The sequence below is a fragment of the Agromyces sp. G08B096 genome, from assembly GCF_040267705.1.
GTDB lineage: Bacteria > Actinomycetota > Actinomycetes > Actinomycetales > Microbacteriaceae > Agromyces.
Genome location: NZ_CP158374.1, coordinates 3242390 through 3266683, shown reverse-complemented (window position 1 = coordinate 3266683; position 24294 = coordinate 3242390). Strand labels below are relative to the sequence as shown.

Sequence of the window (24294 nt, the reverse complement as noted above, 5' to 3'; positions counted from 1 at the left end):
ATGACGACCACGGACTGAGCCGGTCGCAGACGGAGAGGAGCCAGGTGCACCAGGACCCCCGCCCCAGCACGCGCCGTGCGGCGAAGACCCCGTCGATCGCCCGCCACGGCCGGTTGAAGACGAACAGCGTGTGGAAGACGATCGCGAAGAGCGTCGTCGCCGCGTTCGCGGTCGTCCTCGTGTCAGGGGTCGCGGTCGGCGCGTACGCCGCGTGGGACCTCGCGAGCACCGTCAAGCCGACGGTCACGCTCGAGAGCGAAAAGGTGCTCGAGGGGGTGCCCGACGTCGGGGCGATCGACGGCGGCGTGAACTTCCTCCTGATCGGCAGCGACAGCCGGCAGGGCCAGGGCGAGGCGTTCGGCGACCCCGACGAGGAGACCGCGGTCCTGAACGACGTGACGATGCTCCTGCACATCTCGCAGGACCACTCCCATGTCGAGGTCATCAGCTTCCCGCGCGACATGCTCGTCTCCGTGCCCGAGTGCACCGATCCCGAAGACCCGAGCGACACGCTCTCGCCGATGTCTTCCGCCAAGATCAACTCGGTGCTGTCGTACGGCGGCATGGAGTGCGTCGTGAAGACGGTCGAGAACCAGCTCGGCATCACCATCCCCTTCGCGGGCATCGTGCAGTTCCTCGGCGTCGCCGGCCTCTCGGAGGCGATCGGGGGCGTGGACGTCTGCATCGCCGAGCCCATCGAAGACGAGTACACGGGCATGTTCCTCGACGCGGGCAACCACACCCTCGCCGGGATCGACGCCCTGCAGTTCCTCCGTACGCGGCACGGTGTCGGCGACGGCTCCGACCTCGGCCGCATCTCGAACCAGCAAGTGTTCCTGTCGTCGCTCGTGCGCAAGCTCCAGTCCGAGGGCACGCTGAGCGACCCGGTGAAGCTCTACGGCATCGCCAAGGCGGCGCTGGCGAACATGCAGCTCTCGTCCGCCCTCACGAACCCGACCACGATGATCTCCATCGCCAAGGCGATGCAGGACGTCGACCTGTCGAAGATCGCATTCATCCAGTACCCGACGAGCTACGTCGAGGGTGGCGGAGCGGTCGAGCCCAACTACCTCGCCGACGAGGTCAACCTCGCGCTCCAGCAGGACATCCCGGTCGTGCTCTCGACGGCGCAGGAGACGGACTTCGCGTCTGCGGCAGACCCGAACGCGGCGCCGCCCGCCGAAGAGGCCCCCGCGGAGGAGGCCCCGGCCGAGGAGGCCCCGGCCGAGGCAGCTCCCACGCCGACCCAGGCCGCGCTGCCCGAGGGCGTCTCCGGTCAGACGGCCGCCGACGTCCGCTGCTCGGCCGGGCGGACACTCGACGACCAGTAGCGGCGGCCCGCGTCGCTCGCGACCGAATCGTGATTCCGGCGCCGGCCGGGTTATGATGGCAACCGCGTGCGCTGCACGCATGGAGACGTCGCATAGTCCGGTCGAGTGCACCACCCTGCTAAGGTGGAGTCCCCGTAAGGGGACCGCGGGTTCAAATCCCGCCGTCTCCGCTCTCGACACGAAAGCCCGGCATCGCCGGGCTTTCGTCGTCTCGCGAGGTCAGGCCCGGAACGTCACGCGCATGCGGTCGACCGGCAGCGCCGGCAGCTTCCGCAGGCTGATGCGGGCGTCCTGCGCGGGCACGTCGTACGGCGGCGGGTCGGCCGCGGCGAGCTCGAGGAAGGTCTCCATCACCGCGAGCGTCGCGCCCTCGCCCGGGCAGCGATGACCCGTCGCCGCGTCGCCGCCGCCCTGCGGGACGAGCGCATTCGGGTCCGCCGGCTCGCCGAGGAAGCGGGACGGATCGAACCGCTCGGGCTCCCGCCACTCTCGGGGGTCGTGGTTGGTCGCGTAGAGGTCGAGCATCGCCCGTTCGCCGGCTCGGAAGTCGTGGCCGTGCCAGGCGAAGGGCCGGGCGACGGTGCCGACGATCGCCGGGAAGAACGGGTACCAGCGGCGCACCTCCTGGGCGAACGCGTGCCGGGCGCGTGCGTCGGCCCGCAGCCGTTCGCGCCAGTCGGGGTGGCGTTCGAGGGCGTGCGCCGAGAAGGCCAGGTATCGGGCGATCGCGACGATCGGGCGGAGCAGGTTGATGAGCTCCACCGCGGCGACCTCGGGGGAGAGGAGCGCTCCGTCGACATCCCGCGCGGACGCGAGGACTCCGAGCGGTGTGTCGGCGGGGGCCGGGGCGGGCCCCGACCGCTGGCGCGCGATCAGGTCGGTCGCCCAGCGTTCGACACGGCGCCGGCGCAGTCGGGCCGCCCAGTTGACCGGTCCGAGCCGTGGGGCGTCGTCCACCATGGCGGCGAGGCGCCCGGCCAGCCGATCGATGTCGACGCCGTCGGACGGCACACCCGTCCAGGTCAGGGCGGCGCGGGTCAGCACCCGGGTGCCGACGTCGTAGAGCGAGAGCGTGCGTCCGGACAGGGTGCGTCGCGCGATCGCCCAGGCGTCGGCGAAGTCGGAACCGAGGCCTGACGAACCGTCCTCATCGAGCATCCGGAGGAACACGGCCTTGCGGTGGTGGTGCGCGGCGCCCTCCAGGCTCTGCACGCTGCCCTCGTCCTGCAGCAGGTGCATGATGGGCGGAGGGATGGCGCCGGCGCGGGACATCCGTTCGCCGTCGTAAAACACCTCGGATGCCTCGCGCCCGTGCATCACGACCGTCGGGCGGCCGAGCAGACGGGTGCGGTACGCGTCGGCATCGAGTTCGCGGAAGCGGCGGGCGCCGTAGGCGTATCCGTCGTGCAGCAGCGCGAGCGACTCGTCGATCGCGTGCGTGTCGGGGAGGTCGGCCATGTGCCGACGGTACGACCGGCCTGCGAGCGCCCCCAGGGGTTGACCGCCGGCCGGGCGCGGTGTTAGCCGGTCGAGGTGCGGACGGCGATGCGGCGGATCAGCACGGCGATCGCCCAGAGGAGCAGGGCACCGGCCAGGTAGGCCAGGAGGTCCCACGGGTCGAACGAGCTGCCGAATACGAGCCGGGCGGCCGGCACGGCGTCGACGATCGCGCCGGGCAGGCCCGTGAGCTGCAGCAGCTCGATCGCGACCGAGACCGCGAGCGCGATGACGGCGACGGCCCAGGGCGCCAGCCGTGGTCCGATCATCATGACGACGAGGCCGACGAGCACGACGTAGAGCATGCTGCCGGCGGCGTCGATCACGGCGTTGCGTTCGCCCAGCTGGAGCGCGAGGCCGCCGGCGAGGACGGCGACGGCGGCGACGGCCGCACCGAGGCGGAGGCGTGCGGGGGTGCTCGGTCGGGGCATCCGATCAGTGAAGCACACCGCGCCCTTCGGGCCGATTCAGCGGTCGCGTCCCGGCAGGTGGATCTCGTCGGCGGACACGTCGACATCGCCGGCGTCGTCGGGCCCGCCGGTGCCGGGGACGGCGCGGACCCGGTCGGTGTCGATATCCTCCGCGACCGCGTCGGGGATGGGGTCGGTCTGCTTCGCCGCCGTCTCCGCCTCGCTGCCCGGACTCTCGCTCACATCCTTGCGGATCAGCTCGTCATCGGTGAGCGCGCCGTCGTCGCGCCCCTGGGCGGGGTTCGGCCCGCTCGCGTTCTCGTCTCGTGCCATGCCGGCAGAATAGGCGCGGCCGTTCGCCGCCGGCAGAGGCTTGACGACAGCCCTCGGCCGGGTCGCGTCGGTGGTCTTCGGTAGACTTCCGTGGTCACACGATCAGGGGGATTTGCCACCATGCAACGAATCATGACGTCCACCGCGCTCGTCTTCGCGGGCGCACTGCTGCTCGCCGGCTGCGCCTCGAATTCGGGCGACGGCGGCTCCACCGCCGCGGCCGGCGACTGCGAGACGATCCGCGTCGAGGTCCGCAACATCTCGAACGGCGCGCAGAACACGCTCGCCTCGACCAACGACCCGGCCGAGATCGAGTCCTACCTCGAGGAGCTCTCCGAGCGCGTCGACGCCCTCTCCGAGGACGCGACCGACGAGAAGGTCTCCGACGCGCTCGAGGCGCTCGACGAGCGCATCGACGCGGCCGCCGACTTCGCCGCGACCCTGCCGGCCGACCCCGAGGCCGAGCGCGACGCCGACGCGATCGCCGAGCAGCAGTCGGGCATCCAGGAGGCCTCCGTCAAGGTCACCGAGGTGTGCACCGCGGAGTAATCCCTCGCGACCGTCCGGCGCGCGGCATCCGAATCGGATGCCGCGCGCCGTCGTCGTCTCGGCGCTCCTGCTCAGTGCGCCGCCGGTATCTGCTGCGGTTCGCTCGTTGCGGCGGGCTTGCGCACGAAGCAGGAGAGGATCGCCGCGAGCAGCGCGAAGCCCGCACCGTAGAGGAACGCCTGGTGGATGCCGGAGGCGGTCGCGCTCACCGCGTCGGCGCCGCCGAGCGCGGCGGCCGCGGCCTGGACGCTCATCACGGTGACGAACACGGCGGTGCCCGCCGCACCCGCCAGCTGCTGCACCGTGCCGACGATCGCGCTGCCGTGGGGGTACAGGGCGCGGGGCAGCGAGCCGAGCGCCGAGGTGAGCAGCGGCGTGAAGACGAAGCCGAGGCCGAGGTTCAGCACGACGTGGACGGCGATGATCCAGGCGACCTCGGTCGTGGCATCGAAGGTGGTCATCGCCGCGAGGGCGGCCGCCGCGACGAACATGCCGGGGATCACGAGCGGCTTCGGCCCGAACCGGTCGAACAGCGAGCCGACGATCGGTGCGATGACGCCCATCAGGATGCCGCCGGGCAGCAGCATGAGCCCCGTCTCGAGGGTGCTGAGGCCGAGGACCTGCTGCAGGTAGATCGGCAGCAGCACGAGCGTGCCGAACATGCCGGCCATGGCGACGACGACGAGCACCACCGCGAGGGAGAACGACGACGACCGGAACGTGCGGAGATCGAGGAGCGCCCGGTCTTCGCGCTGGAGGCGGAGCTGGCGCCAGATGAACGCGGCCAGCGCCAGCGCGCCGACGGTCACCGGGATCCACACGGGCATGGGCGCGTGACCGGTCGCGGCCTCGCCGATGCTCGACAGCCCGAAGATGAGCCCGCCGAACCCGAGCGCCGACAGCACCACCGACAGCGCATCGAAGCGCACCCGCTGCGGCTCGGTCACGTTCCGCACCCAGACGGTGCCGAGGACGATCGCGACGGCGGCGATGGGCAGCACGATCCAGAACATCCAGCGCCAGTCGAGCGCGGAGAGGATGAGCCCGGACACGGTCGGGCCGATGGCCGGCGCGACGGAGATGACGATCGAGATGACGCCCATCATGCGGCCGCGGTGCGACGGCGCGACGACGTTCAGCACGGTCGTCATGAGCAGCGGCATCATGATCGCGGTGCCGGCCGCCTGCACGACTCGCCCCGTGAGCAGCACGCCGAAGCCGGGGGCGAGGGCGGCGATGAGCGTGCCCGCGGCGAAGAGCCCCATGGCGGTGAAGTACACGCCGCGGAGCGGGAAGCGTTCGAGGAGGTAGCCGGTGAGCGGGATGACGACGGCCATGGTCAGCATGAAGCCGGTCGTCAGCCACTGCGCGTTCGCGGCCGAGATGTCGAGGTCGACCATGAGCCGCGGCAGCGCGACGCTCATGATCGTCTCGTTCAGGATGACGACGAAGGCCGAGGCGACGAGCAGGGCGATGACGGGGCCGGTACGCGGCGGGGCTGCCGCGACGGCAGGGCGTGCGACGGTGTCTGGGGTGTCGAGGGTCACTGGGTGCTCCGGTTCGGCGTGGTCGGCGCATCGTCGGGCCGGACGGGGTGGATCTCAATTATGACAGAGACTGCCAAGTTGGCGGCAACTGTATGCTTCGGGCATGGAGATCGAGACGAGCGGGCAGGCTGACGCCCCGGATGCCCCGGGCTTGCGCGAGCGTCGCCGCCGCGAGACGCTCGCCGCGATCTCCGACGCCGCGCTCGACCTCTTCGAACTCCGCGGCGCGGCCGCGACCACGGTCGACGGGATCGCCCAGGCTGCGGGCGTCTCGCAGCGGACGTTCTTCCGGTACTTCCCGACGAAGGAGCACGCCGCCTTCATCGACGACGCACAGGTCGAGCAGGCGATGAACGACGCGATCGAGGCGATCCGGTCGGGCACGCCGATCGTGCCCGCATTCGAGCGCAGCTGGATGCGCGTCTATCGAGCGTTCGCCGGCGACGAGGCCGCGCGGGCCCGCTTTCGCCGGGTCCGACGGCTCGTCCACGACGACCCGGCGCTGCTCGCCGTCGCGCTCCGCCGCGACGCCGAGCACGAGGCGCGGCTGACGGATGCCGCGGTGGAGGCATCCGGTGCGGGCGCCGACCCGCTCACGACCCGCGCGCTCATCGCCGTCCTCGGCACCATCGCCCGGCTGGCGTTCGACGAGTGGGCGCGGCGCGACGAGCGCGACGACCACGCCGACGTGCGCGAACTCTATCTCTCCCTCCGTCGCGGCCTCGGCCAGTACGCCGGCGAGCTGTCGACCGCTCCTGGCGGGACGGAGGGCGAGTCTTAGGAGGCTGCCTTCTTCGTCGCCGTCTTCTTCGCGGCGGGCTTCTTGGCCGCGGTCTTCTTCGCCGGCGCCTTCTTCCCCGCGCCCCCGCCGGCGGCCTTCTTCGCTGAACCGCCCGCACCGCCCGAACCGCCCGAGCGGCCCGACCCGCTCGAGTCATCCGCGTCGTCCGCGTGCGAGTCATCCGCATCGCCGCCGCCGGCTGCCGCACGCCCGCCGCCGCCGGATCCGCCACCCCGCTTCGCGGCGATCGACTGGCGGAGGGCCTCCATGAGGTCGATGACCTCACCGCCCTCGGCCTCCTCGGGCTCCTCGCCGAAGGTGGCCGCGGTGTCGAGCGCGTCGCCCTGCTCGAGCTTCGCCTTGATGAGCGTGCGCAACTCGGCCTGGTACTCGTCGACGTACTTGTCGGGCTCGAAGTCGGCCACGAGGCTCTCGACGAGCTGCTTCGACAGGTCGAGTTCCTTCGGCGAGATGCGCACGTCCTCGTCGAGGCTCTTGAACTTCGCGTCGCGCACCTCGTCGCTCCAGAGCAGGGTCTGCACCATGAGCACGTCGCCGAAGACGCGGAGTGCGGCGAGTCTCGTCTTCTGGCGAAGGGCCATCTGGACGATCGCCGTGCGATCGGTCGACTCGAGCGTCTTGCGCAGCAGCACGTACGCCTTCGACGAGGCGGAGTCGGGTTCGAGGTAGTAGCTCTTGTCGAACATGATCGGGTCGATCTGCTCGGTGGGCACGAACTCGACGACCTCGATCTCGCGACTGCGTTCGGCGGGCAGCGCCTTCAGGTCTTCGTCGGTGATGATGACGGTGCGTTCGCCGTCGTCGTACGCCTTGTCGATGTCCTGGTACGGCACGACCTCGCCGTCGATCTCGCACACCCGCTGATAGCGGATCCGTCCGCCGTCCTCGGCGTGCACCTGGTGCAGGGACACGTCGTGATCCTCGGTGGCGCTGTACAGCTTGACGGGCACATTCACGAGGCCGAATGTGACCGCCCCTTTCCAGACGGCTCGCATCACCCCAGTACACACCCCGCCCCCGTGCCGCCACCACCCCCTGGCGCGGCGCGCGAGGTTGCGCAACCCGTCGTCATCCGGCCCGAATGCGCGCGGTTTGCGCGACATCGCCCCGAGGTGGAGCAGGATGGGGGGATGGCACAGGCCGAGGGGGAGCGCCGACTCGTCGAGGTCGACGGCCGGCGGCTGCGGCTCACGAACCTCGACAAGGTCATGTACCCGGAGACGGGCACGACCAAGGGCGAGGTGATCGGCTACTACGCGGAGATCGCCCCGGTGATGCTGCCGCTGGTGGCCGGGCGGCCGGTGACGAGGAAGCGGTGGGTCCACGGCGTCGGCACAGCGGATGCCCCGGGCCAGGTGTTCTTCGAGAAGAACCTCGCCGAGCACGCGCCCGAGTGGATGAGGCGCGGGGTGATCCAGCACAGTGACGGCCCGAAGGACTATCCGATTGCCGACTCGCGGGCCGCGCTCGTCTGGTTTGCGCAGCAGGCCGCGCTCGAGGTGCACGTGCCGCAGTGGCGCTTCCGGCCAGATGGGTCGCCGGGCAACCCCGACCGGCTGGTGTTCGACCTCGACCCTGGTGAGGGCATGGGGCTCGCCGAGTGCGCGGAGGTCGCCCGCCTCGTCCGCGACATCGTGGCCGGAATGGGGCTCGAGACCGTGCCCGTCACGAGCGGCAGCAAGGGCCTGCACCTGTACGCCGCCCTCGACGGCTCGCAGACCTCGGCGCAGGTGTCGGAGGTCGCGCACGAGCTGGCCCGGGCGCTGGAGGCCGATCACCCCGACCTCATCGTGTCGAGCATGAAGAAGGCGCTGCGCACCGGGCGCGTGCTCATCGACTGGAGTCAGAACAACGCGGCGAAGACGACGATCGCCCCGTACTCGCTGCGCGGCAGGCTGCGGCCGACGGTGGCGGCCCCGCGCACCTGGGAGGAGCTCGAGGACCCCGGGCTGCGGCATCTCGAGTACCACGAGGTGCTCGACCGGGTCGCCGCCGGCACCGACCCGGCTGCGGCGCTCGGTGGGGGTGCCGCGCGCGGCGGGGGCGGCGGGGCCGCCGCGATCGCCGACGGCCCGCTCAGCACGTACCTGTCGATGCGCGACGCGGCCGCGACACCCGAGCCGATGCCGGCCTCGCCGTGGGGTGCGCCGGGGGAGGGGCATCCGCGGTTCGTGATCGACGAGCATCACGCGCGCCGCCTGCATTTCGATCTCCGGCTCGAACGCGACGGGGTGCTGAAGAGCTGGGCGGTTCCGAAGGGCGTGCCCGAGGGCACCGGCACGAACCACCTCGCGGTCCAGACCGAGGATCATCCGCTGGAGTACCTCACGTTCGAGGGCACGATCCCGGCTGGCCAGTACGGCGTCGGCAGCATGACCGTCTGGGACACGGGCACCTACGAGGCCGAGAAGTGGCGCGACGACGAGGTGATCTTCACGGTTTCGGGTCGGCCCGGCGGCCCGCTCGGCACGGTCCGGCTGGCGTTGATCCGCACGTCCGGCGAGGGCGAGAAGTCGCAGTGGCTGCTGCACCGCATGAAGGAGCAGCACGCGGGCCCCGCGGGGGGCGGTCGGGATGCCTCCGCCCCGATGTCAACGCGCGCACGGGCGAAGCGCGCCGTCGCGGGGACCGCCCCGGATGCCTCCGCCCCGACGCCCGTCCCGCGCCCCATGCTCGCCACGCTCGGCTCCGTCGGCCGCCTCGGCCGGGGCGACTGGGCGCTGGAGTGGAAGTGGGACGGCATCCGCGTGCTGGCGCGCACCGACGGCGACACCGTGACCCTCACCAGCCGGAGCGGCCGCGACGAGACGGCCAGGTACCCCGAGCTCGCCGGTGTCTCGCGCGCGCTCCGCGCGGACGCCCTCGTCGACGGCGAGATCGTGGCGCTCGACGAGCACGGGCGGCCGGACTTCGGGCGGATGCAGCCTCGGATGAACGTCACCGGCCGGCGCGAGATCGCCGAGCTCGCGGCATCCGTGCCGGTGCGGCTGCTGCTCTTCGACGTGCTGGAGATCGCGGGCACGCCCACGGTCGACGAGCCGTACGAGCAGCGGCGCCGACGGCTCGAGCGACTGCTGCGCCCGGGCACCGACGAGCCGGTCGAGGTGCCCCCCGCCGCCGAGGGCACCCCCGAGGAGGCGCTCGAGGAGAGCCGCCGCCGCGGCTACGAGGGGATCGTCGCCAAACGCCTCGGTTCGCCGTACCGGCCGGGCACCCGCAGCGACGACTGGGTGAAGCTGAAGCTCACGAGCACGCAGGAGGTCGTCATCGGCGGCTACCGGCGCGGCGACGGGCGGACCACGGAGCGGCTGCGGTCGCTGCTCATCGGCATCCCGGGCGAGGGCGGGCTGGAGTACGCAGGGCGCGTCGGGTCGGGATTCAGCCAGGCCGAGCTCTCCCGACTGCTCGAGACGTTCGCCCCGCTGGAGCGCGACACCTCGCCGTTCGTGGAGGTGCCGAAGGCCGACGTCCCCGACGCCGTCTGGCTCGAGCCCGTGCTCGTCGGCGAGATCGAGTTCGGCGAGTGGACGAAGCAGGGCATCGCGAGGCACCCACGGTGGCGGGGCCTCCGACCCGACAAGACGCCCGAGGAGGTCGTGCGCGAGGCATCCGCCTAGCGTGCCGCGACGTTCACTGTCAAGGGTGCGAAACGGGGGCCAGACGACACGCCCCGTTCGAGGGTACGCTTCGCCCCATGGGAACTCTCTATTACGGCGACTCCGGGACCCCGATCGGAATCGAGGACCGCGCGCTCGCCCACCTCAAGGTGGCGGTCGTGACCAAGTTGCGCCGAGGCGAGAGCTTCACGCTCTCGTGGCAGCACGGCGACGACCAGCCACGCGGACGAAGCACGCTGTGGGTGCACCAGAGCATCCCGCTCCGTTTCGTGTTCGACGCACCCGAGACGCCCGAACTCAGCCGCGAGTGGATCGAGGAACTCATGCGGTCGGCCAACTCGACCGGCGGCATTCAGCTCGTCGAAGAGCACCTCGACCTGGAGCCGGTCACCTCGACCGCCACCCAGCGCGTCGCCTGACGCCCGCCCGACCTAGGCCTGCGCGCCCTGCTCGACGAGATCGAGCAGGGCGCGTTCGGCGTCGCCGCCGCGCACGATGACGAGCCCCGACTCGTACGCCCGGAGCACCCGCGGGTCGATGTAGCTGGCCTTCGCGATGGTCGGCGTATTGCCGAGCGCCTGCGATGCCGCGACCACCGCCTCCCGCATCGCGGCGGCCCTGGCGCGCGCGGTGGACTCCGGGCCCAGCTCCGCGAGACGGGTCGCTGCGACGAGCGTGCCACGGAGCGTCCGGAAGTCCTTCGCGGTGAAGTCGCCTCCCGTGCGCGCGCGGATGTCGTCGTTCACGTCGGAGGCGGTGAGGGCGCGGTAGCGACGCCCGTCGCGCCAGGCGTAGAGGCGGGCGGATGCCGCGCGCTCAGAGGTCTGCTCGACGAAGGTCGCGAGCGGCGCATCGGGGATGAGCAGGTCTTGCGCGATCCCGCCCTTCGCCCGGAAGCGCAGCCGCACCGCCGGGGTCGTGGGATCGACCGCCGCGTTCCGCACCAGCAACGTGGTGAGGCCGCGGCTGCGGGCGGTCGCGAGGTACTCCTCCGACCCCACGCGGATGCCGCCCAGGTCGAGCGTGCGGAACGCGGCCGCGAGCACGCGGTCGCGTGGCAGTTCGTCGAGGGAGAGGTCTCGGAGGACGAGCCGGCGTGCGCCGGGCAGGGCCCGCACCAGCTCCGTCATCCGTTGGAACTTCGCGGCGTCCTGCCGTTCCCGCCATGCGGGGTGGTACAGATACTGGCGCCGACCCGCCGCGTCCTGCCCGACGGCGAGGATGTGCGCATTCGGGACATCCGCGATCCACACGTCCTGCCAGGCTGGCGGCACGGCGAGCTCGGCGATGCGCGCGCGCTCGGCGCGATCGGCGGTCGACCCGTCGGCGTGCACGTACGCGAACCCCGACCCGCGGCGGATGCGTCGCCAGCCGGGCGACGCGTACGGCTCGACACGCCTGAGGCGGGGCATCCGGCGACCGTCAGTGGTTGCGCAGGGCGTCGATGAGCTCGCCCTTGCGCTTGTCGCTGTAGCCGTGCAGCCCGAGTTCCTTCGCGCGCTTCTTCAGCTGCGGCACCGTCCAGTCGTCGTAGTCGCCGCTCTTGCCGCCCTTGCGGCCGACGGCGCTGCGCCCCCGGTTCGCGGCCGCGTTCGAGATGCGGGCCGCCTTCTCCTTCGATGCGCCGTCCTCACGCAGCTCCTCGTAGAGCTCGGGGTCCTTCAGCGACGCGTTCCTGCGTCCCGGCATGGCATCCTCCTTCTCTTCGTGGTCCGTGCGGCCGGCGACATCTGCCGGCCGCGTGTCGGCGGGAGCAGCCCGCCTACAGCGGCTTGCCGCCGGTGACCGGCAGGATCGCTCCCGACACGTACGATGCCTCCTCCGAGGCGAGGTACACGTACGCGCCCGCGAGTTCCGCGGGCTGGCCTGCACGGCCGAGCGGGGTGTTCTGGCCGAACTCGGGCACCTTGTCGGGCCACCCGGTCGCGGGGATGAGCGGGGTCCAGATCGGGCCAGGCGCGACGGCGTTCACGCGGATGCCTCGCGGCCCGAGCTCTTCGGCGAGCGCCTTCGTGAACGCGACGAGCGCCGCCTTGGTCATCGCGTAGTCGACGAGCGCCGACGAGGGGTCGAAGCCCTGGATCGACGTCGTCGTGATGATCGACGAGCCCGCGCTGAGGCGAGGCACGGCGGCGCGGGTGAGGAAGACCGGGGCGAACAGGTTCACCCGCATGACCTTCTCGAAGTCGTCGGTCGGGATCTCGTCGATGCCGCCGCGGTTGCGCTGGTGCGCAGCGTTCAGCACGAGGAGGTCGAGGCCGCCGAGCGCCGATTCGGTGCGCTCCACGAGCGATTGGCAGAAGGCCTCGTCCTGCAGGTCGCCGGGCATCAGCAGCGGTACCCGCCCCGCGTCCTCGATCCAGCGGCCGGTCTCCTCCGCGTCCTCCTGCTCCTCCGGCAGGTACGCGATGGCGACGTCGGCGCCCTCCCGCGCGAACGCGATCGCGACGGCACGGCCGATACCCGAGTCGCCGCCGGTGATGAGGGCCCGGCGCCCCGTGAGCCGGCCGCTGCCGTGGTAGCTCTGCTCGCCGTGGTCGGGCAGCGGGTGCATGTCCTCGGTGCGCCCCGGCGGCGTCTGCTCCTGGCGCGGGAACCGGTCGGTGGTGTGCTTCGTCGTCGGGTCGACGAGGTGGTCGTCGTGCATCGTCGATGCCCCCTTCCTCGGTCGTTCCTTCGGTCGTGCGGCCACGCTACGCGTGCGCGGGGAGCCCACGAGAGGGGTTGACAGGTCGGAGGGCCGGACCCAGAGCGGGTCTCGGAACGTGCCTCGGGAGAATGTGTGGGCATCCGCGTCCCGACGCGCATGAGAGCGCGCACTCGCACGGCTACCACCGCGATCTCCGGCCGGTCAACCCCTCGCCCCGTCGACCGGAGGGCGCGTAGCTTCGAGGCACTGGGGCGCTCCCGGCGCCCCCTGACCCGGCTTCACCGCCGGCACCGCCGCGTTCCCGACGCGACGGAACCCGTGAAGGAGAATGACATGAACATCCTCGTCGCCATCATCGCCATCGCCGCCGTCGTGCTGCTGATCACCGGTGGGGTGGTGCCGACCCTGAACTTCTTGATCTGGGTCGGGATCGCGCTCGCGGTCATCGCGGTCATCGTGTTCCTCGTGCGGTACATCGGAGGCAACCGCACGTCGGTGTAGCCGACTACGACCTCACTGCAGGAGCGGGCGTCCATCGGGCGCCCGCTCCTTCGTGTCGGGACGACGCCGGGACCCTTCGTGTCGGGGCGACGCCGGGACCGTGCCGGGACGACGCGCGAACCGTGTCGGGACGACGCCGGAACGACTGACGGCGGGGCCCCGTTCGGCGTATCCTCTCGGCATGGGAACCCTCTACTACGGGGACTCCGGTACCCCGATCGGCATCGAGGACCGCGCGCTCGCCCACCTGAAGGTCGCGATCGTCACGAAGCTGCGGCGCGGCGAGAGCTTCACGCTCTCGTGGCAGCACGCCGACGATCAGCCCCGCGGGCGGAGCACGCTCTGGCTGCACCCGTCGATCCCGCTGCGGTTCGTGTTCGACGAGCCCGAGCGGCCCGACCTCAGCCGGCAGTGGATCGAGGATCTCATGAAGTCCGCCAACTCGACCGGCGGCATCCAGCTCGTTCCCGAGAACCTCGACACGGGCGCGATCTCGATCGCGACCCAGCCGCTCGCCGAGGCCGACCCGCAGCTCGCCTAGGGCGACGCGAAGGCCCCTCGGACGCGCAACCGAACGACCCCCGCCGGCGTTGCCGGGCGGGGGTCGTCTCGTCGCAGGGCGGATGCCCCGGCGGCCGGTGCTACGCCCGCAGGTCGGGGTCCTGGCCGAGCGCGCCGTCGCTCGTCGGCGGCACCGCACCAGTCACCCGGCTCGTTCCGCCCGTCTCGTCGCCGCGCGTCTCGACTCCGCCGTGGACCTCGCCGCGCCAGGCGCCGGTCGCACCGCCGCGGTCCTCGATGAACTCCTTGAAGCGGTCGAGGTCGCGGCGCACCTGGAGGTCGTCGAGCTGCAGGGCGGCGCCCGCCTTCTCCGTCAGGCTCTCGGGCTCCCATTCGAGCTCGAGGTCGACGCGGGTGCGCTCGGGCCCTTCGGGGCGGAACGCGACGCGGCCGCGATGGGTGATCTCGTCGATGCTGCGCCAGGCGACGTGATCGTCGGCCACCTGGTCGGTGATCTCCGCGTCGAACTCGCGGCGGACTCCGCCGATCGAGACGACCCAGTGCGTCATGGTGTCGCCCTCCTGGCGCACCTCCTCGACGCCGTGCATGAAGTGCGGGAACGACTCGAACTGCGTCCACTGGTCGTAGGCGACGGACACGGGCACGTCGACGACGATGTCCGCGGTCACGGTGGTGCTCATGATCGATTCCTTCCGTTGGGGGCGCCGGGTTCGCGCCCGCCGCCACGGTAGGCAGACCCGGTCGCCGAGGGCGAGGGGGTTGTCGACGGTCGGAGCGGCTGATACGACGGAAGGAGACGGATGCCGCGGACCGCGGCCGAGGCGGAGGTGGTCGATGACCGAGCAGGCGACCCATGGCAACGGTGTCGAGCGCTGGTGGCCCGGGCTCTCGATCGACGCGAAGCACCGCGTGCTCGCGGCCATCGAGGGGGCCGGGGACGCGGAGGAGGTCGAGCTCGACGAGGTCGTCTCGGCGGAGATCAGCGAACGCGTCGGGGGATCCGCTGCGACGCCGGTTCGGCTCAGCCGGAAGGACTGCGACTACATCCGCACGCAGGTCGAGGCGGTCGACTAGGCGGGCCGCCGTCAGTCGTCGAAGTCCTCGTTCTCGTCGGGCTCGGGCACGTACTGCAGGCCCGCGGTGCTGTTGGCCGCGAGCAGGAGCTGCTCGATCCACAGCCGGTTGAGCTTCGGCGGGCGGTTGCCGCTGAAGACGAACTGCAGCGGGATCGACTCGTGGAGCCAGAGCGTCGTGCGGCCGCTGCCGTTCTCGACGCCGTGCTCCCAGGTCATGGAGAAGCTCTCGGAGCGGCGCAGCTTGTTGAGGATCGCCACGCGGAGATGGGCCAGCGTCCGGTCGTCGATCTCGAGCTCGCGGTTCGAGGAGTTGTAGATCAGTTTGCCCATGTCGGAATCGTAGCCGGGCGGGCTGCCTGTCAACCCCCTGCCTGGGACGATCCGCCCGCGCGGAGACTGGCCGGATGAGAGCAGTCACCTGGCATGCCGCCCGCGACGTCCGAGTCGCGGACGCGCCCGACCCGCGGATCCTCGAGCCGACCGATGCGATCGTGCGCATCACGTCGACCGCCATCTGCGGATCCGACCTGCACCTCATCGACGTGTTCGGCCCCTTCATGCACCGGGGAGACGTCCTCGGTCACGAGGCTATGGGCGTGGTCGAGGAGGTCGGCCCGGTGGTGCAGCGGATCCGGCCGGGCGACCGGGTGATCGTGCCCTTCGTCATCGCGTGCGGCCGGTGCCGGATGTGCGAGCTGGGCCTCACGACCCAGTGCGAGACGACGCAGAACACCGAGCACGGCACGGGGGCGATGCTCTACGGATACACCGAGCTGTACGGCCGGGTGCCGGGCGGCCAGGCCGAGGCGATCCGCGTGCTCCTCGCCGACGCGAACCTCCGCGTGGTGGGCCGTGACCTCCACGATGAGCGGTACCTCTTCCTCACCGATGTGCTTCCGACGGCCTGGCAGGCGGTGCGGTACACGGGTCTCGAGCCTGGTGCCATCGTGGGCATCCTCGGTCTCGGACCGGTCGGCCAGCTCGCGGTGCGGGTCGCACGGATCCTCGGTCTGCGGGCCGTCGCCGTCGACCCGGTCGTCGAACGCCGACTGATGGCCGAGCGGTACGGCGCCGAGGTGCACGACCTGGGCGAGCGCGACGACGCGTTGGACTGGCTCCGCGAGCGGACCGACGGCCGGGGACCCGACGCCGTGATCGACGCCGTCGGTCTCGAGGCCCACGGCAACCCCGTGACTGCCCTCGTGCAGAACGTCACCGGCTCGATGGCGGGTGCGCCCGCGAAGGCGATGATGACGCACGCCGGGGTGGACCGGATGGCGGCGCTCGACCTCGCGACCGACGCGGTCCGACGCGGGGGCACCGTCTCCGTGGCCGGCGTCTATGCGGGCGCGGTCGACCCGATGCCGCTGCTGCGGATCTTCGACAAGCAGCTCACCATGCGGTTCGGCCAGTGCAACGTGCAGCGCTGGCTCGACGACCTCGTGGGGCTCGCAGAACGCGACGACGACCCGCTCGGCCTGGAGGACCTCGTGACGCATCGCGGCTCGCTCGAGCAGGCACCCGATCTGTACGAGCAGTTCAAAGAGAAGTCGAACGGCTGCATCAAGGTCGTCTTGAAGCCCTGATCACGTCCTGTTTCCAGAGAAGCGCTTCTGTCAAGCCCCTGCCGGGCGCGGCGCTCGCCGACCTACCGTGACCGAGCCGGGAGCCCACAACGAGCCCGGGGGATCGGAGCGCCATCATGCAACGCACACCCATCGTCTTCGGCCTCGCGGCCGCGACCGCACTGCTCCTCGGCGGATGCGCCGTCGGCACGGGAGGCTCGGGAGGCGACGCGGACGCCGAGTACGACTCGGGGAGCGACCTGTCCGGCGAGCTCTCCGTCATGGGGTTCTCAGCGGTCGACGAGGTCGCGCAGGCCCGCATCGACGTCGCCGAGACCGAGCTGGGCGACGTCGACGTCGAGCTCATCGAGGGCGAGCTCGACCTGCAGCAGTTCCTCTCGGCCGTGGCATCCGGTGAGCCGCCGTCGCTGCTCTACGCCGACCGCGACCAGATCGGCTCCCTCGCCGCCCGCGGCGCCATCCTCCCGCTCGAGCGCTGCATCGAGGGCGAGGGCATCGAGATGGATCAGTTCCTCGAGTCCGCGGTCGGGCAGGTGACCCTCGACGGCGAGGTGTACGGCATCCCCGAGTTCAGCCAGGTGCAGGTGACCATGGCCAACGCCGACCTGCTGCAGGCCGCCGGCGTCACGATCGAGCAGGTGAACGGCTCCGATCGCGCGGCGATGACCGAGGCGAACCGGAAGCTCGCGAAGACCAGCGGCGGCCAGGTGCAGGTCATCGGCGTCGATTCGAAGCTGCCCGAGTTCCTTCCCCTGTGGGTGGCCGGAGCGGGCGGATCGCTCATCTCCGACGATGCGAAGACCGCGCAGCTCGACTCGCCTGAGGCCGTCGAGGCGCTCACCTGGGCGGTGGGCATCTACGACGACCAGGGCGGGTTCAGCGCGGTCAAGGCGTTCCGCGACTCCGCCGACTTCTTCGGCGAGGGCAACCAGTTCGCCACGAACACGCTCGGCGCGATGCCGATGGAACAGTGGTACCTCAACGTGCTGAACGACGTCTCGCCTGATGCCCCCATGGCGTTCGACACCGTGCGCGGCACCGACGGCGAGCCCATCGCCTTCACCGGCGGCTCGGCGTGGGCGATCCCCTCCGGCGGGGACAACCCCGAGGCTGCGTGCCGCTGGGCGCGCGCGATGACCTCGACCGACGCCTGGCGCGCGGCAGCCGAGGCGCGACTGGCCGCCCGCGACGCGGAGGGCAAGCCCTTCACCGGCATCCTCACCGGCAACCAGGTGGCCGACGAGGAGATCCAGGGCATGGTGACCGGTGGCGGCGAGCCGTGGGACTCCGGGGTCGAGGCTATGTACGAGGCCAACGACCACGCCGTCGCGATGCCCGCGAATCCCGCCGACGCCGAGTTCGAAGACGCCATGCAGGACGCGGTGAACCGTGTACTGAACGGCCAGGCCGAGCCCGAGGAGGCGCTCGCCGAGGCGCAGGAGAAGGCCCAGAAGGCGCTCGACGACGCGTGGGCCGAGCTCGAGGACGGCGACTGATGACCGCCGCCGCGCCATCGGCCGCCGCCGGCGCCGCGACGCCGGCGGCCCGTCGGCCCGGCGGCGCCGAGGGGCCGGATGCCTCGCGTCCGGTGCGTTCCCGTCGCCCCGGCTCGTGGTGGCGGGAGGCGCGGCCGGCGCTGCTCTTCCTCAGCCCGTGGATCATCGGCTTCCTCGTCTTCACCGCGTGGCCGATGATCTACAGCGCGTACCTCTCGCTCACCGACTACGACGTGATCAACTCGCCGGAGTTCATCGGCGTGGAGAACTACGTCGCGATGGCCTCCGACGACAAGCTGCTCCTGGCGCTCGGCAACACCGCCCTGTTCACGCTCATGCAGGTGCCGCTCTACGTCGTCGTGTCGCTGATCCTCGCGCTCCTGCTCGACCGGGCGGGCCGCGCGTCGGGCTTCTTCCGCACCGTGTTCTTCCTGCCGAAGATGACCCCGCCGGTGGCCGTCGGCGTGCTGTTCCTGCTCCTCTTCAACGGGCAGAACGGCATCGTGAACACCGTGCTCGGCTGGTTCGGCATCGACGGGCCGGCGTGGACCACGGATCCGGCGTGGGTGAAGCCCGGCCTGGTGTTCATGTCGCTCTGGACGGTCGGCGCCTCGGTGATCATCCTGCTGGCGGCGCTCCGCAACGTCCCGGAGATGCTCTACGAGTCCGCCCGGCTCGACGGTGCGGGGTTCTGGCGGACCGCGTGGAATGTGACCGTGCCGATGATCAGTCCGGCGCTGTTCTTCATCATCGTCGTCAACACGATCGCGGGGTTCCAGACCTTCGACGAGGCGTATACGGCGTTCTTCGGCTCGGGCAATACGACGTACAGCAACGACGCCGCCCTGTTCTACGTCATCTACCTCTTCCAGCAGGCCTTCGGATTCCTGAACATGGGCTACGCGTCCGCACTCGCGTGGCTGCTCTTCGTCGTGATCATGATCGTGACGGCGATCCAGCTCGTGGTGTCCAGACGCCTCGTCTACTACGAGGGGGACCGGAAGTGAGCGCCGGCGTCGGGGTGACGCCCCCGCTCGTACCGCCCGCCGGGGCGGCGGACGCGAAGGGCCGCGTCCGGACGGCCGGGTCGGCCGATGCGATCGCCGAGGCGGAGCCGCGTCTGGTGCGCGGCCCGAGCCGACGGCGGCGGTCGCGGGTCGGGCAGGTCCTCGCGTGGATCGCCCTGACGGTGCTCGGCATCGTCTTCGTCTACCCGTTCGTGTGGCTCGTGAGCGCGTCGTTCAAGCCGCGCGGCGAGGTCTTCGACAACCGGCTCATCCCCGAGACCTTCACGTTCGACAACTACGTCCAGGTCTGGCAGGAGGCCCCGCTCGCGCTCTGGCTGCTGAACACCGTGATCGTCACGGTGCTCGCTGCGACGACCGTGACGATCTCGAGCGCCATGGTGGCCTGGGGGTTCGCGTACTTCAGGTTCCGCGGTCGCGGCGCGCTCTTCGGCCTGGTGCTCGCGACCATGATGCTGCCGGGCGCGGTGACGATGATCCCGACGTTCCTCATCTGGAACGCGCTCGGGCAGGTCGGCACGCTGACCCCCCTGTGGGCGGGCAACCTCTTCGGCAGCGCGTTCTACATCTTCCTGATCCGGCAGTTCTTCCTCGGCCTGCCGCGCGACCTCTTCGATGCGGCGCGGGTCGACGGGGCGAACCAGTGGGGCGTATTCTGGCACATCGCCGTGCCGCTCGCGAAACCGGTCTTGGCGGTGACGCTCATCTTCGAGGTGCAGGCCGTGTGGACCGATCTCATGCGCGCTCTGATCTATCTGCGCGACTCCGACACGTTCACCGTGCCGAGGGGTCTGAAAGCGCTCGTCGACGCGTACGGCTTCGGCGGCGAGTGGCACTGGGAGATCATCGTGACGGCGAGCGTGATCACCACGGTGCCGATGATCATCGTGTTCTTCCTCGCGCAGCGGAAGATCATCGACGGGGTGGCGTCGAGCGGGTTGAAGGGCTGACGCGGTCGGCGCCGGCGCGGCGCGGCATCCGTCGTCTGCTTGTCGTCTTCTTGCGTGCGCTCGCGTACCATGGCGCCCATGTCGAGACGGCTTGCGGATGTCGCGCGGAAGGTCGGAGTCAGCGAAGCCACGGTCAGCCGCGTCCTGAACGGCAAGCCGGGGGTCTCCGCCTCCACGCGCGAGGCGGTGCTGACGGCGCTCGACGTGCTCGGCTACGAACGCCCGACGAAGCTGCGCGGCGAACGCGCGAGGCTCGTCGGGCTCGTCATGCCCGAGCTGCAGAACCCGATCTTCCCAGCGCTCGCCGAGGTGCTCGGCGGCGGGCTCGCGCAGAACGGCTTCACGCCGGTGCTCTGCATCCAGACGGCCGGCGGCATCTCCGAGTCCGACTACGTCGAGCTCCTGCTGCACCAGCAGGTGTCGGGGGTGATCTTCGCGGGCGGCGCGTACGCGCAGGCGGATGCCTCGCATGAGCACTACGCGCGGCTCGTCGAACTGAAGCTGCCGGCGGTGCTCGTGAACGCCCCGGTCGAGGGGCTCGGCTTCGCGACGGTCTCCTGCGACGACGCGGTGTCGATGGAGCAGGCGTTCGGGCATCTCGTGCAGCTCGGGCACCGGCGCATCGGAATCCTGCTGGGGCCGAGGGACCATGTGCCCTCGCGGCGCAAGCATGCCGCAGCGGTGGCGACGGCGGAACGCCACGGTCTCGAGCTCGGCGACGATCTCGTCGTCCACTCCCTGTACTCGCTGGAGTCAGGGCAGACCGCCGCGGCGAAGCTGCTCGCGGCGGGCGCGACCGGCATCGTCTGCGCGAGCGACCCGATGGCGCTCGGCGCGGTCCGCGCGGTCCGTCGCGCGGGGCTGCGGGTGCCGGAGGACGTGTCGGTGATCGGGTACGACGACTCGGCGCTCATGAACTGCACCGAGCCGCCGCTGACCACGGTGCGCCAGCCGATCGAGGCCATGGGCAAGATGGTGATCGAGCTGCTCATGCGTCAGATGTCGAGCGAGCGGCCGATCGGCGACGAGGTGCTCTTCGCGCCCGAGCTCGTGGTCCGCGGCTCGACGGCCCCAGCGCCGCGCTGACCCGGTTTGCGCGGATCCCGCAAACCGGAACCGCAATTCCACGCAAATCATCGCAACCTGATGCTCGATTGTTGAATAGTTGCATCATTCTGTTGCTGTCATTACGTTGACCGGCATCGACGCCGGTGTCTCCTTCGAACGCCGGCCCGCCGCCGAACGAGGAGACCGCACCAGTGACGATGCCCCTGACGGATGCCGCGGCGCCCGCCGCTCCCGCGGACGACGCCCTCTGGTGGCGCAGCGCCGTCATCTACCAGGTCTACGTGCGCAGCTTCGCCGATTCCGACGGCGACGGCACCGGTGACCTTCGGGGCGTTCGGAGCCGGCTCGGCTACCTGAAGGAGCTCGGGGTCGACGCGCTCTGGTTCAACCCGTGGTACCCGTCGCCCCTCGCCGACGGCGGATACGACGTCGCCGACTACCGGGACATCCACCCGGCCTTCGGCACCCTCGCCGACGCCGAGCTGCTCATCGCCGAGGCCGCCGCGCTCGGCATCCGCACGATCATCGACATCGTCCCGAACCACGTCAGCTCGGAGCATCCCTGGTTCCAGGCCGCGCTCGCCGCCGGCCCCGGCAGCCCCGAGCGCGAGCGCTTCTGGTTCCACCCCGGCAAGGGACCGAACGGCGACGAGATGCCCACCCGCTGGGTCTCGAACTTCCAGGGCGACACGTGGACCCGCACCACCGAGCCCGACGGCACGCCCGGCGAGTGGTACCTGCACCTGTTCACGCCCGAGCAGCCCGACCTCAACTGGAACCACCCCGACGTCCGCGCCGAGCACGAGGACATCCTCCGGTTCTGGTTCGACCGGGGCGTCGCGGGCGTCCGCATCGACTCCGCGGGCCTGCTCATCAAGGACCCCGCACTGCCCGAGGTCCCCGACGTCGTCGAGCCGGGCGCCCACCCCACGGAAGACCGCGACGAGGTGCACGACGTGTACCGCGCCTGGCGACGCATCGCCGACTCCTACGACGGCACTCGCGTGCTCGTGGGCGAGGTCTGGGTGCCGGATGCCTCCCGCTTCGCCGCGTACCTCCGCCCCGACGAGATGCACACGGCCTTCAACTTCGACTTCATGTCGCGGCCGTGGGACGCCGCCGAGCTGCGCGCCTCGATCGACCTGATGCTCGACGCGCACGCGCCCGTCGGGGCGCCGAGCACCTGGGTCCTCTCCAACCACGACGTCACCCGGCCCGTCACGAGGTACGGCCGGGAGGACTCCTCGTTCGCGTTCGCCAAGAAACGGTTCGGCACCCCGACCGACCTCGAGCTCGGCCGGCGCCGCGCCCGCGCGGCCGCGCTGCTCACCGCGGCCCTGCCGGGATCGCTGTACCTGTACCAGGGCGACGAGCTCGGCCTGCCGGAGGTGGAGCTGCCCCGCGAGGTGCTGGACGACCCCATGCACTTCCGCTCGGGCGGCGTCGACCCCGGCCGCGACGGCTGCCGGGTGCCGCTGCCCTGGCGCGGCACCTCGGCGCCGTACGGCTTCAGCCCCGACGGGGCGGCCGCCGCGCCCTGGCTCCCGCAGCCGCCCGAGTGGGCGGCGCTGAGCGTGCAGGCGCAGGAGGCCGACCCCGCCTCCATGCTCTGGCTCTACCGCCAGGCGCTGCGCATCCGGCGCCGCGAGGCCGCGCTCGGCGACGGCCCGATGACCTGGGTCGACCGCGGACCCGAGGTGCTCTGCTTCCGCCGGGGCGATGACCTCGTGTCGATCACGAACCTCGGGCGGGCGAGCGTCGCCCTGCCCGACCACGAGAGCATCCTGCTCGCGAGCGCCCCGCTCGAGGACGGCCTGCTCCCGACCGATGCGACGGCCTGGCTGCGCGTACCCCCTGCGAACAGCTGACCGCCGCGGCCGCCTCGCGCGGCACGCACCCACCGCACCACACCTGAACACAGCACCGAAAGGATCTGGACAATGAAGTCACCACACAGCATCGCGATCGCGGGTCTCACCGCGCTCGTGATGGTGGGCTCGCTCGCCGCATGCAGCCAGGCCGCCGAAGACGACGGCAAGCTCGAGCTCCGCGTCGCCACCTTCCCGCCCGGCGCCGACCAGGCCGCGTACGACGCCTTCGCCGAGCAGGAGAAGCAGTTCGAGGAGGAACATCCCGACATCGACGTCGTCGGCGTCGAGTACGAGTGGACCGCGCCGACGTTCGCGGCGCAGCTCGCGGGCGGCAGCCTCCCCGACGTCTTCACCGTGCCGTTCACCGACTCCAAGACGCTGCTCGAGAACGACCAGCTCATGGACCTGACGGACGAGATCGAGGAGCTCGGCTACACCGACAAGTTCAACCCCGTCATCCTGAACGAGGTCACGGGCGACGACGGCAAGCTCTACGGCTTCCCGCGGCAGGCGTACGCGAACGGCCTGCACTACAACCGCGAGCTGTTCGAGCAGGCCGGGCTCGACCCCGACCAGCCGCCGACCACGTGGGACGAGGTCCGCGCGGCCGCGAAGACCATCGCCGAGAAGACCGGCAAGGCCGGGTACGCCACCATGACGACGGGCAACACGGGCGGCTGGCAGCTCTCGGTGCAGGCCGACTCACGCGGCGCGGAGCTGCAGACCGACAACGGCGACGGCACGTACACGTCGACGATCGACAACGAGGCCACGCGCGAGACGCTGCAGTACCTGCACGACCTGCGCTGGGAGGACAACTCCATGGGGGCGAACTTCGACCTCGACTGGGGGTCGATCAACCAGGAGTTCGCCGCCGGCAACATCGGCATGTACACCACCGGCTCCGACGTCTACACCGCCCTCGTGCGCGACTTCGGCATGAGCCCCGACCAGTACGGCCTCACCGTCATCCCCACCGAAGACGGCGGCGGCGTGCTGGGCGGCGGCGACATCGCCGTGGTCGCGCCCACGGTCGACGAGGAGACCAAGGCGGCCGCGGTCACCTGGATCGACTGGTACTACATGCAGAAGCTGCTGAACGAGGATGCCGCGGTCGCCGACGCGAAGGCGCTCGCCGAGGCCGACCAGGCCGTCGGCACGCCTGTGCTCCCCGTGCTCGACCAGGAGACCTACCTCGAGTCGCAGGAGTGGATCGCCGACTACATCAACGTCCCGCTCGACCAGATGACCGGGTTCACCGAGGGGATCTTCGAGCAGACGCCGGTCGGCGAGTTCAAGGGCCAGACCCAGCCGATCTACGCGCTCATGGACAACCTCGTCCAGGCCGTCCTGACCGACGAGAACGCCGACATCGATGCGCTGCTGAAGCAGATCGACGTCGACGCGCAGGCCCTGCTCGACGAGTAGCCGCCGAGCCCGGATGCCGCGGCCGTGCCCTTCCC

General features: G+C 71.1%; 25 protein-coding genes and 1 tRNA gene. 16 read left to right on the top strand and 10 right to left on the bottom strand.

The genetic code is table 11. The features are described 5' to 3' along the window. Positions 1-44: 44 nt before the first annotated feature. Entirely contained in the window at positions 45-1331 is a 1287-nt protein-coding gene (locus tag ABIQ69_RS15660; protein WP_350348053.1) for an LCP family protein, read from the top strand. Positions 1332-1412: 81 nt separating this feature from the next. Then, positions 1413-1501: transfer RNA gene (locus ABIQ69_RS15655), tRNA-Ser, on the top strand. 49 nt (positions 1502-1550) lie between these two features. On the opposite strand, the gene ABIQ69_RS15650 is transcribed toward ABIQ69_RS15655, so the two are convergent. The 3 genes from ABIQ69_RS15650 to ABIQ69_RS15640 form a co-directional block, all read right to left on the bottom strand. After that, the gene (locus ABIQ69_RS15650) at positions 1551-2789 is read right to left on the bottom strand and encodes a cytochrome P450 (RefSeq protein WP_350348052.1); all 1239 of its coding nucleotides are present in this window, start codon (positions 2787-2789) and stop codon (positions 1551-1553) included. Between the two features lie 62 nt (positions 2790-2851). After that, positions 2852-3259: a DUF2809 domain-containing protein gene (locus ABIQ69_RS15645; protein WP_350348051.1), complete on the bottom strand. Its 408-nt coding sequence runs from the start codon at positions 3257-3259 to the stop codon at positions 2852-2854. A 36-nt stretch (positions 3260-3295) separates the two neighbouring features. Then, positions 3296-3571 (bottom strand): hypothetical protein, encoded by a 276-nt coding sequence (locus ABIQ69_RS15640; RefSeq protein ID WP_350348050.1) that lies wholly within the window; start codon positions 3569-3571, stop codon positions 3296-3298. 120 nt (positions 3572-3691) lie between these two features. Between ABIQ69_RS15640 and ABIQ69_RS15635 the strand changes: the two genes are divergently transcribed. Next, positions 3692-4120: a hypothetical protein gene (locus tag ABIQ69_RS15635; protein ID WP_350348049.1), complete on the top strand. Its 429-nt coding sequence runs from the start codon at positions 3692-3694 to the stop codon at positions 4118-4120. A gap of 71 nt (positions 4121-4191) precedes the next feature. Here ABIQ69_RS15635 and ABIQ69_RS15630 read toward each other — a convergent pair whose 3' ends face one another. Beyond that, complete coding sequence (locus tag ABIQ69_RS15630) at positions 4192-5667, bottom strand: DHA2 family efflux MFS transporter permease subunit (protein ID WP_350348048.1); 1476 nt, start codon at positions 5665-5667, stop codon at positions 4192-4194. Between the two features lie 103 nt (positions 5668-5770). Between ABIQ69_RS15630 and ABIQ69_RS15625 the strand changes: the two genes are divergently transcribed. Further along, positions 5771-6448 (top strand): TetR family transcriptional regulator, encoded by a 678-nt coding sequence (locus ABIQ69_RS15625; protein WP_350348047.1) that lies wholly within the window; start codon positions 5771-5773, stop codon positions 6446-6448. Here ABIQ69_RS15625 and ABIQ69_RS15620 read toward each other — a convergent pair. After that, a complete protein-coding gene (locus ABIQ69_RS15620) occupies positions 6445-7464 on the bottom strand; it encodes a Ku protein (protein ID WP_350348046.1) in 1020 nt (339 codons plus the stop codon). The two genes, ABIQ69_RS15625 and ABIQ69_RS15620, sit on opposite strands and share 4 nt — an antisense overlap. A 135-nt stretch (positions 7465-7599) precedes the next feature. Here ABIQ69_RS15620 and ABIQ69_RS15615 point away from each other — a divergent pair, with 135 nt between their 5' ends. Both ABIQ69_RS15615 and ABIQ69_RS15610 read left to right on the top strand, forming a co-directional pair. Continuing rightward, positions 7600-10086: an ATP-dependent DNA ligase gene (locus ABIQ69_RS15615; protein ID WP_350348045.1), complete on the top strand. Its 2487-nt coding sequence runs from the start codon at positions 7600-7602 to the stop codon at positions 10084-10086. Between the two features lie 77 nt (positions 10087-10163). Beyond that, complete coding sequence (locus ABIQ69_RS15610) at positions 10164-10505, top strand: hypothetical protein (protein WP_350348044.1); 342 nt, start codon at positions 10164-10166, stop codon at positions 10503-10505. A gap of 12 nt (positions 10506-10517) precedes the next feature. Here ABIQ69_RS15610 and ABIQ69_RS15605 read toward each other — a convergent pair whose 3' ends face one another. The 3 genes from ABIQ69_RS15605 to ABIQ69_RS15595 all read right to left on the bottom strand — a co-directional run bounded on the left by ABIQ69_RS15605 (position 10518) and on the right by ABIQ69_RS15595 (position 12733). Continuing rightward, entirely contained in the window at positions 10518-11498 is a 981-nt protein-coding gene (locus tag ABIQ69_RS15605; RefSeq protein WP_350348043.1) for a DNA topoisomerase IB, read from the bottom strand. Between the two features lie 10 nt (positions 11499-11508). Then, complete coding sequence (locus tag ABIQ69_RS15600) at positions 11509-11775, bottom strand: Rho termination factor N-terminal domain-containing protein (protein WP_350348042.1); 267 nt, start codon at positions 11773-11775, stop codon at positions 11509-11511. 73 nt (positions 11776-11848) lie between these two features. Next, a complete protein-coding gene (locus ABIQ69_RS15595; RefSeq protein ID WP_350348041.1) occupies positions 11849-12733 on the bottom strand; it encodes an SDR family oxidoreductase in 885 nt (294 codons plus the stop codon). 336 nt (positions 12734-13069) lie between these two features. On the opposite strand from ABIQ69_RS15595, the gene ABIQ69_RS15590 reads away from it, so the two are divergent. Both ABIQ69_RS15590 and ABIQ69_RS15585 read left to right on the top strand, forming a co-directional pair. Next, positions 13070-13237 (top strand): hypothetical protein, encoded by a 168-nt coding sequence (locus ABIQ69_RS15590; RefSeq protein ID WP_350348040.1) that lies wholly within the window; start codon positions 13070-13072, stop codon positions 13235-13237. A 181-nt stretch (positions 13238-13418) separates the two neighbouring features. Continuing rightward, positions 13419-13778, top strand: coding sequence for a hypothetical protein (locus ABIQ69_RS15585; RefSeq protein ID WP_350348039.1), 360 nt, complete (start codon positions 13419-13421; stop codon positions 13776-13778). A gap of 100 nt (positions 13779-13878) precedes the next feature. Here ABIQ69_RS15585 and ABIQ69_RS15580 read toward each other — a convergent pair whose 3' ends face one another. Then, positions 13879-14439, bottom strand: coding sequence for an SRPBCC family protein (locus tag ABIQ69_RS15580; protein ID WP_350348038.1), 561 nt, complete (start codon positions 14437-14439; stop codon positions 13879-13881). Positions 14440-14593: 154 nt separating this feature from the next. Here ABIQ69_RS15580 and ABIQ69_RS15575 point away from each other — a divergent pair, with 154 nt between their 5' ends. Then, positions 14594-14833: a hypothetical protein gene (locus ABIQ69_RS15575; protein ID WP_350348037.1), complete on the top strand. Its 240-nt coding sequence runs from the start codon at positions 14594-14596 to the stop codon at positions 14831-14833. An 11-nt stretch (positions 14834-14844) separates the two neighbouring features. Here the strand turns inward: ABIQ69_RS15575 and ABIQ69_RS15570 are convergent, their stop codons facing one another. After that, positions 14845-15165 (bottom strand): ATP-dependent DNA ligase, encoded by a 321-nt coding sequence (locus ABIQ69_RS15570; RefSeq protein ID WP_350348036.1) that lies wholly within the window; start codon positions 15163-15165, stop codon positions 14845-14847. Between the two features lie 74 nt (positions 15166-15239). Between ABIQ69_RS15570 and ABIQ69_RS15565 the strand changes: the two genes are divergently transcribed. From ABIQ69_RS15565 to ABIQ69_RS15535, 7 genes are all read left to right on the top strand, one after another. Beyond that, positions 15240-16421: an alcohol dehydrogenase catalytic domain-containing protein gene (locus tag ABIQ69_RS15565; protein WP_350348035.1), complete on the top strand. Its 1182-nt coding sequence runs from the start codon at positions 15240-15242 to the stop codon at positions 16419-16421. 116 nt (positions 16422-16537) lie between these two features. Continuing rightward, entirely contained in the window at positions 16538-17917 is a 1380-nt protein-coding gene (locus ABIQ69_RS15560) for an extracellular solute-binding protein (RefSeq protein ID WP_350348034.1), read from the top strand. Next, entirely contained in the window at positions 17917-18924 is a 1008-nt protein-coding gene (locus ABIQ69_RS15555) for a sugar ABC transporter permease (protein WP_350348033.1), read from the top strand. Before ABIQ69_RS15560 ends, ABIQ69_RS15555 begins: the two co-directional genes overlap by 1 nt. Beyond that, on the top strand, positions 18921-19892 hold the full coding sequence (locus ABIQ69_RS15550; RefSeq protein ID WP_350348032.1) for a carbohydrate ABC transporter permease: 972 nt from the start codon (positions 18921-18923) through the stop codon (positions 19890-19892). The genes ABIQ69_RS15555 and ABIQ69_RS15550 overlap by 4 nt, the downstream gene beginning before the upstream one ends. A gap of 78 nt (positions 19893-19970) precedes the next feature. Continuing rightward, on the top strand, positions 19971-20978 hold the full coding sequence (locus tag ABIQ69_RS15545) for a LacI family DNA-binding transcriptional regulator (protein WP_350348031.1): 1008 nt from the start codon (positions 19971-19973) through the stop codon (positions 20976-20978). Between the two features lie 179 nt (positions 20979-21157). Then, the gene (locus ABIQ69_RS15540; protein ID WP_350350035.1) at positions 21158-22828 is read left to right on the top strand and encodes a glycoside hydrolase family 13 protein; all 1671 of its coding nucleotides are present in this window, start codon (positions 21158-21160) and stop codon (positions 22826-22828) included. A 72-nt stretch (positions 22829-22900) separates the two neighbouring features. Beyond that, positions 22901-24259: an extracellular solute-binding protein gene (locus ABIQ69_RS15535; RefSeq protein ID WP_350348030.1), complete on the top strand. Its 1359-nt coding sequence runs from the start codon at positions 22901-22903 to the stop codon at positions 24257-24259. The last annotated feature ends 35 nt before the right edge of the window (positions 24260-24294 follow it).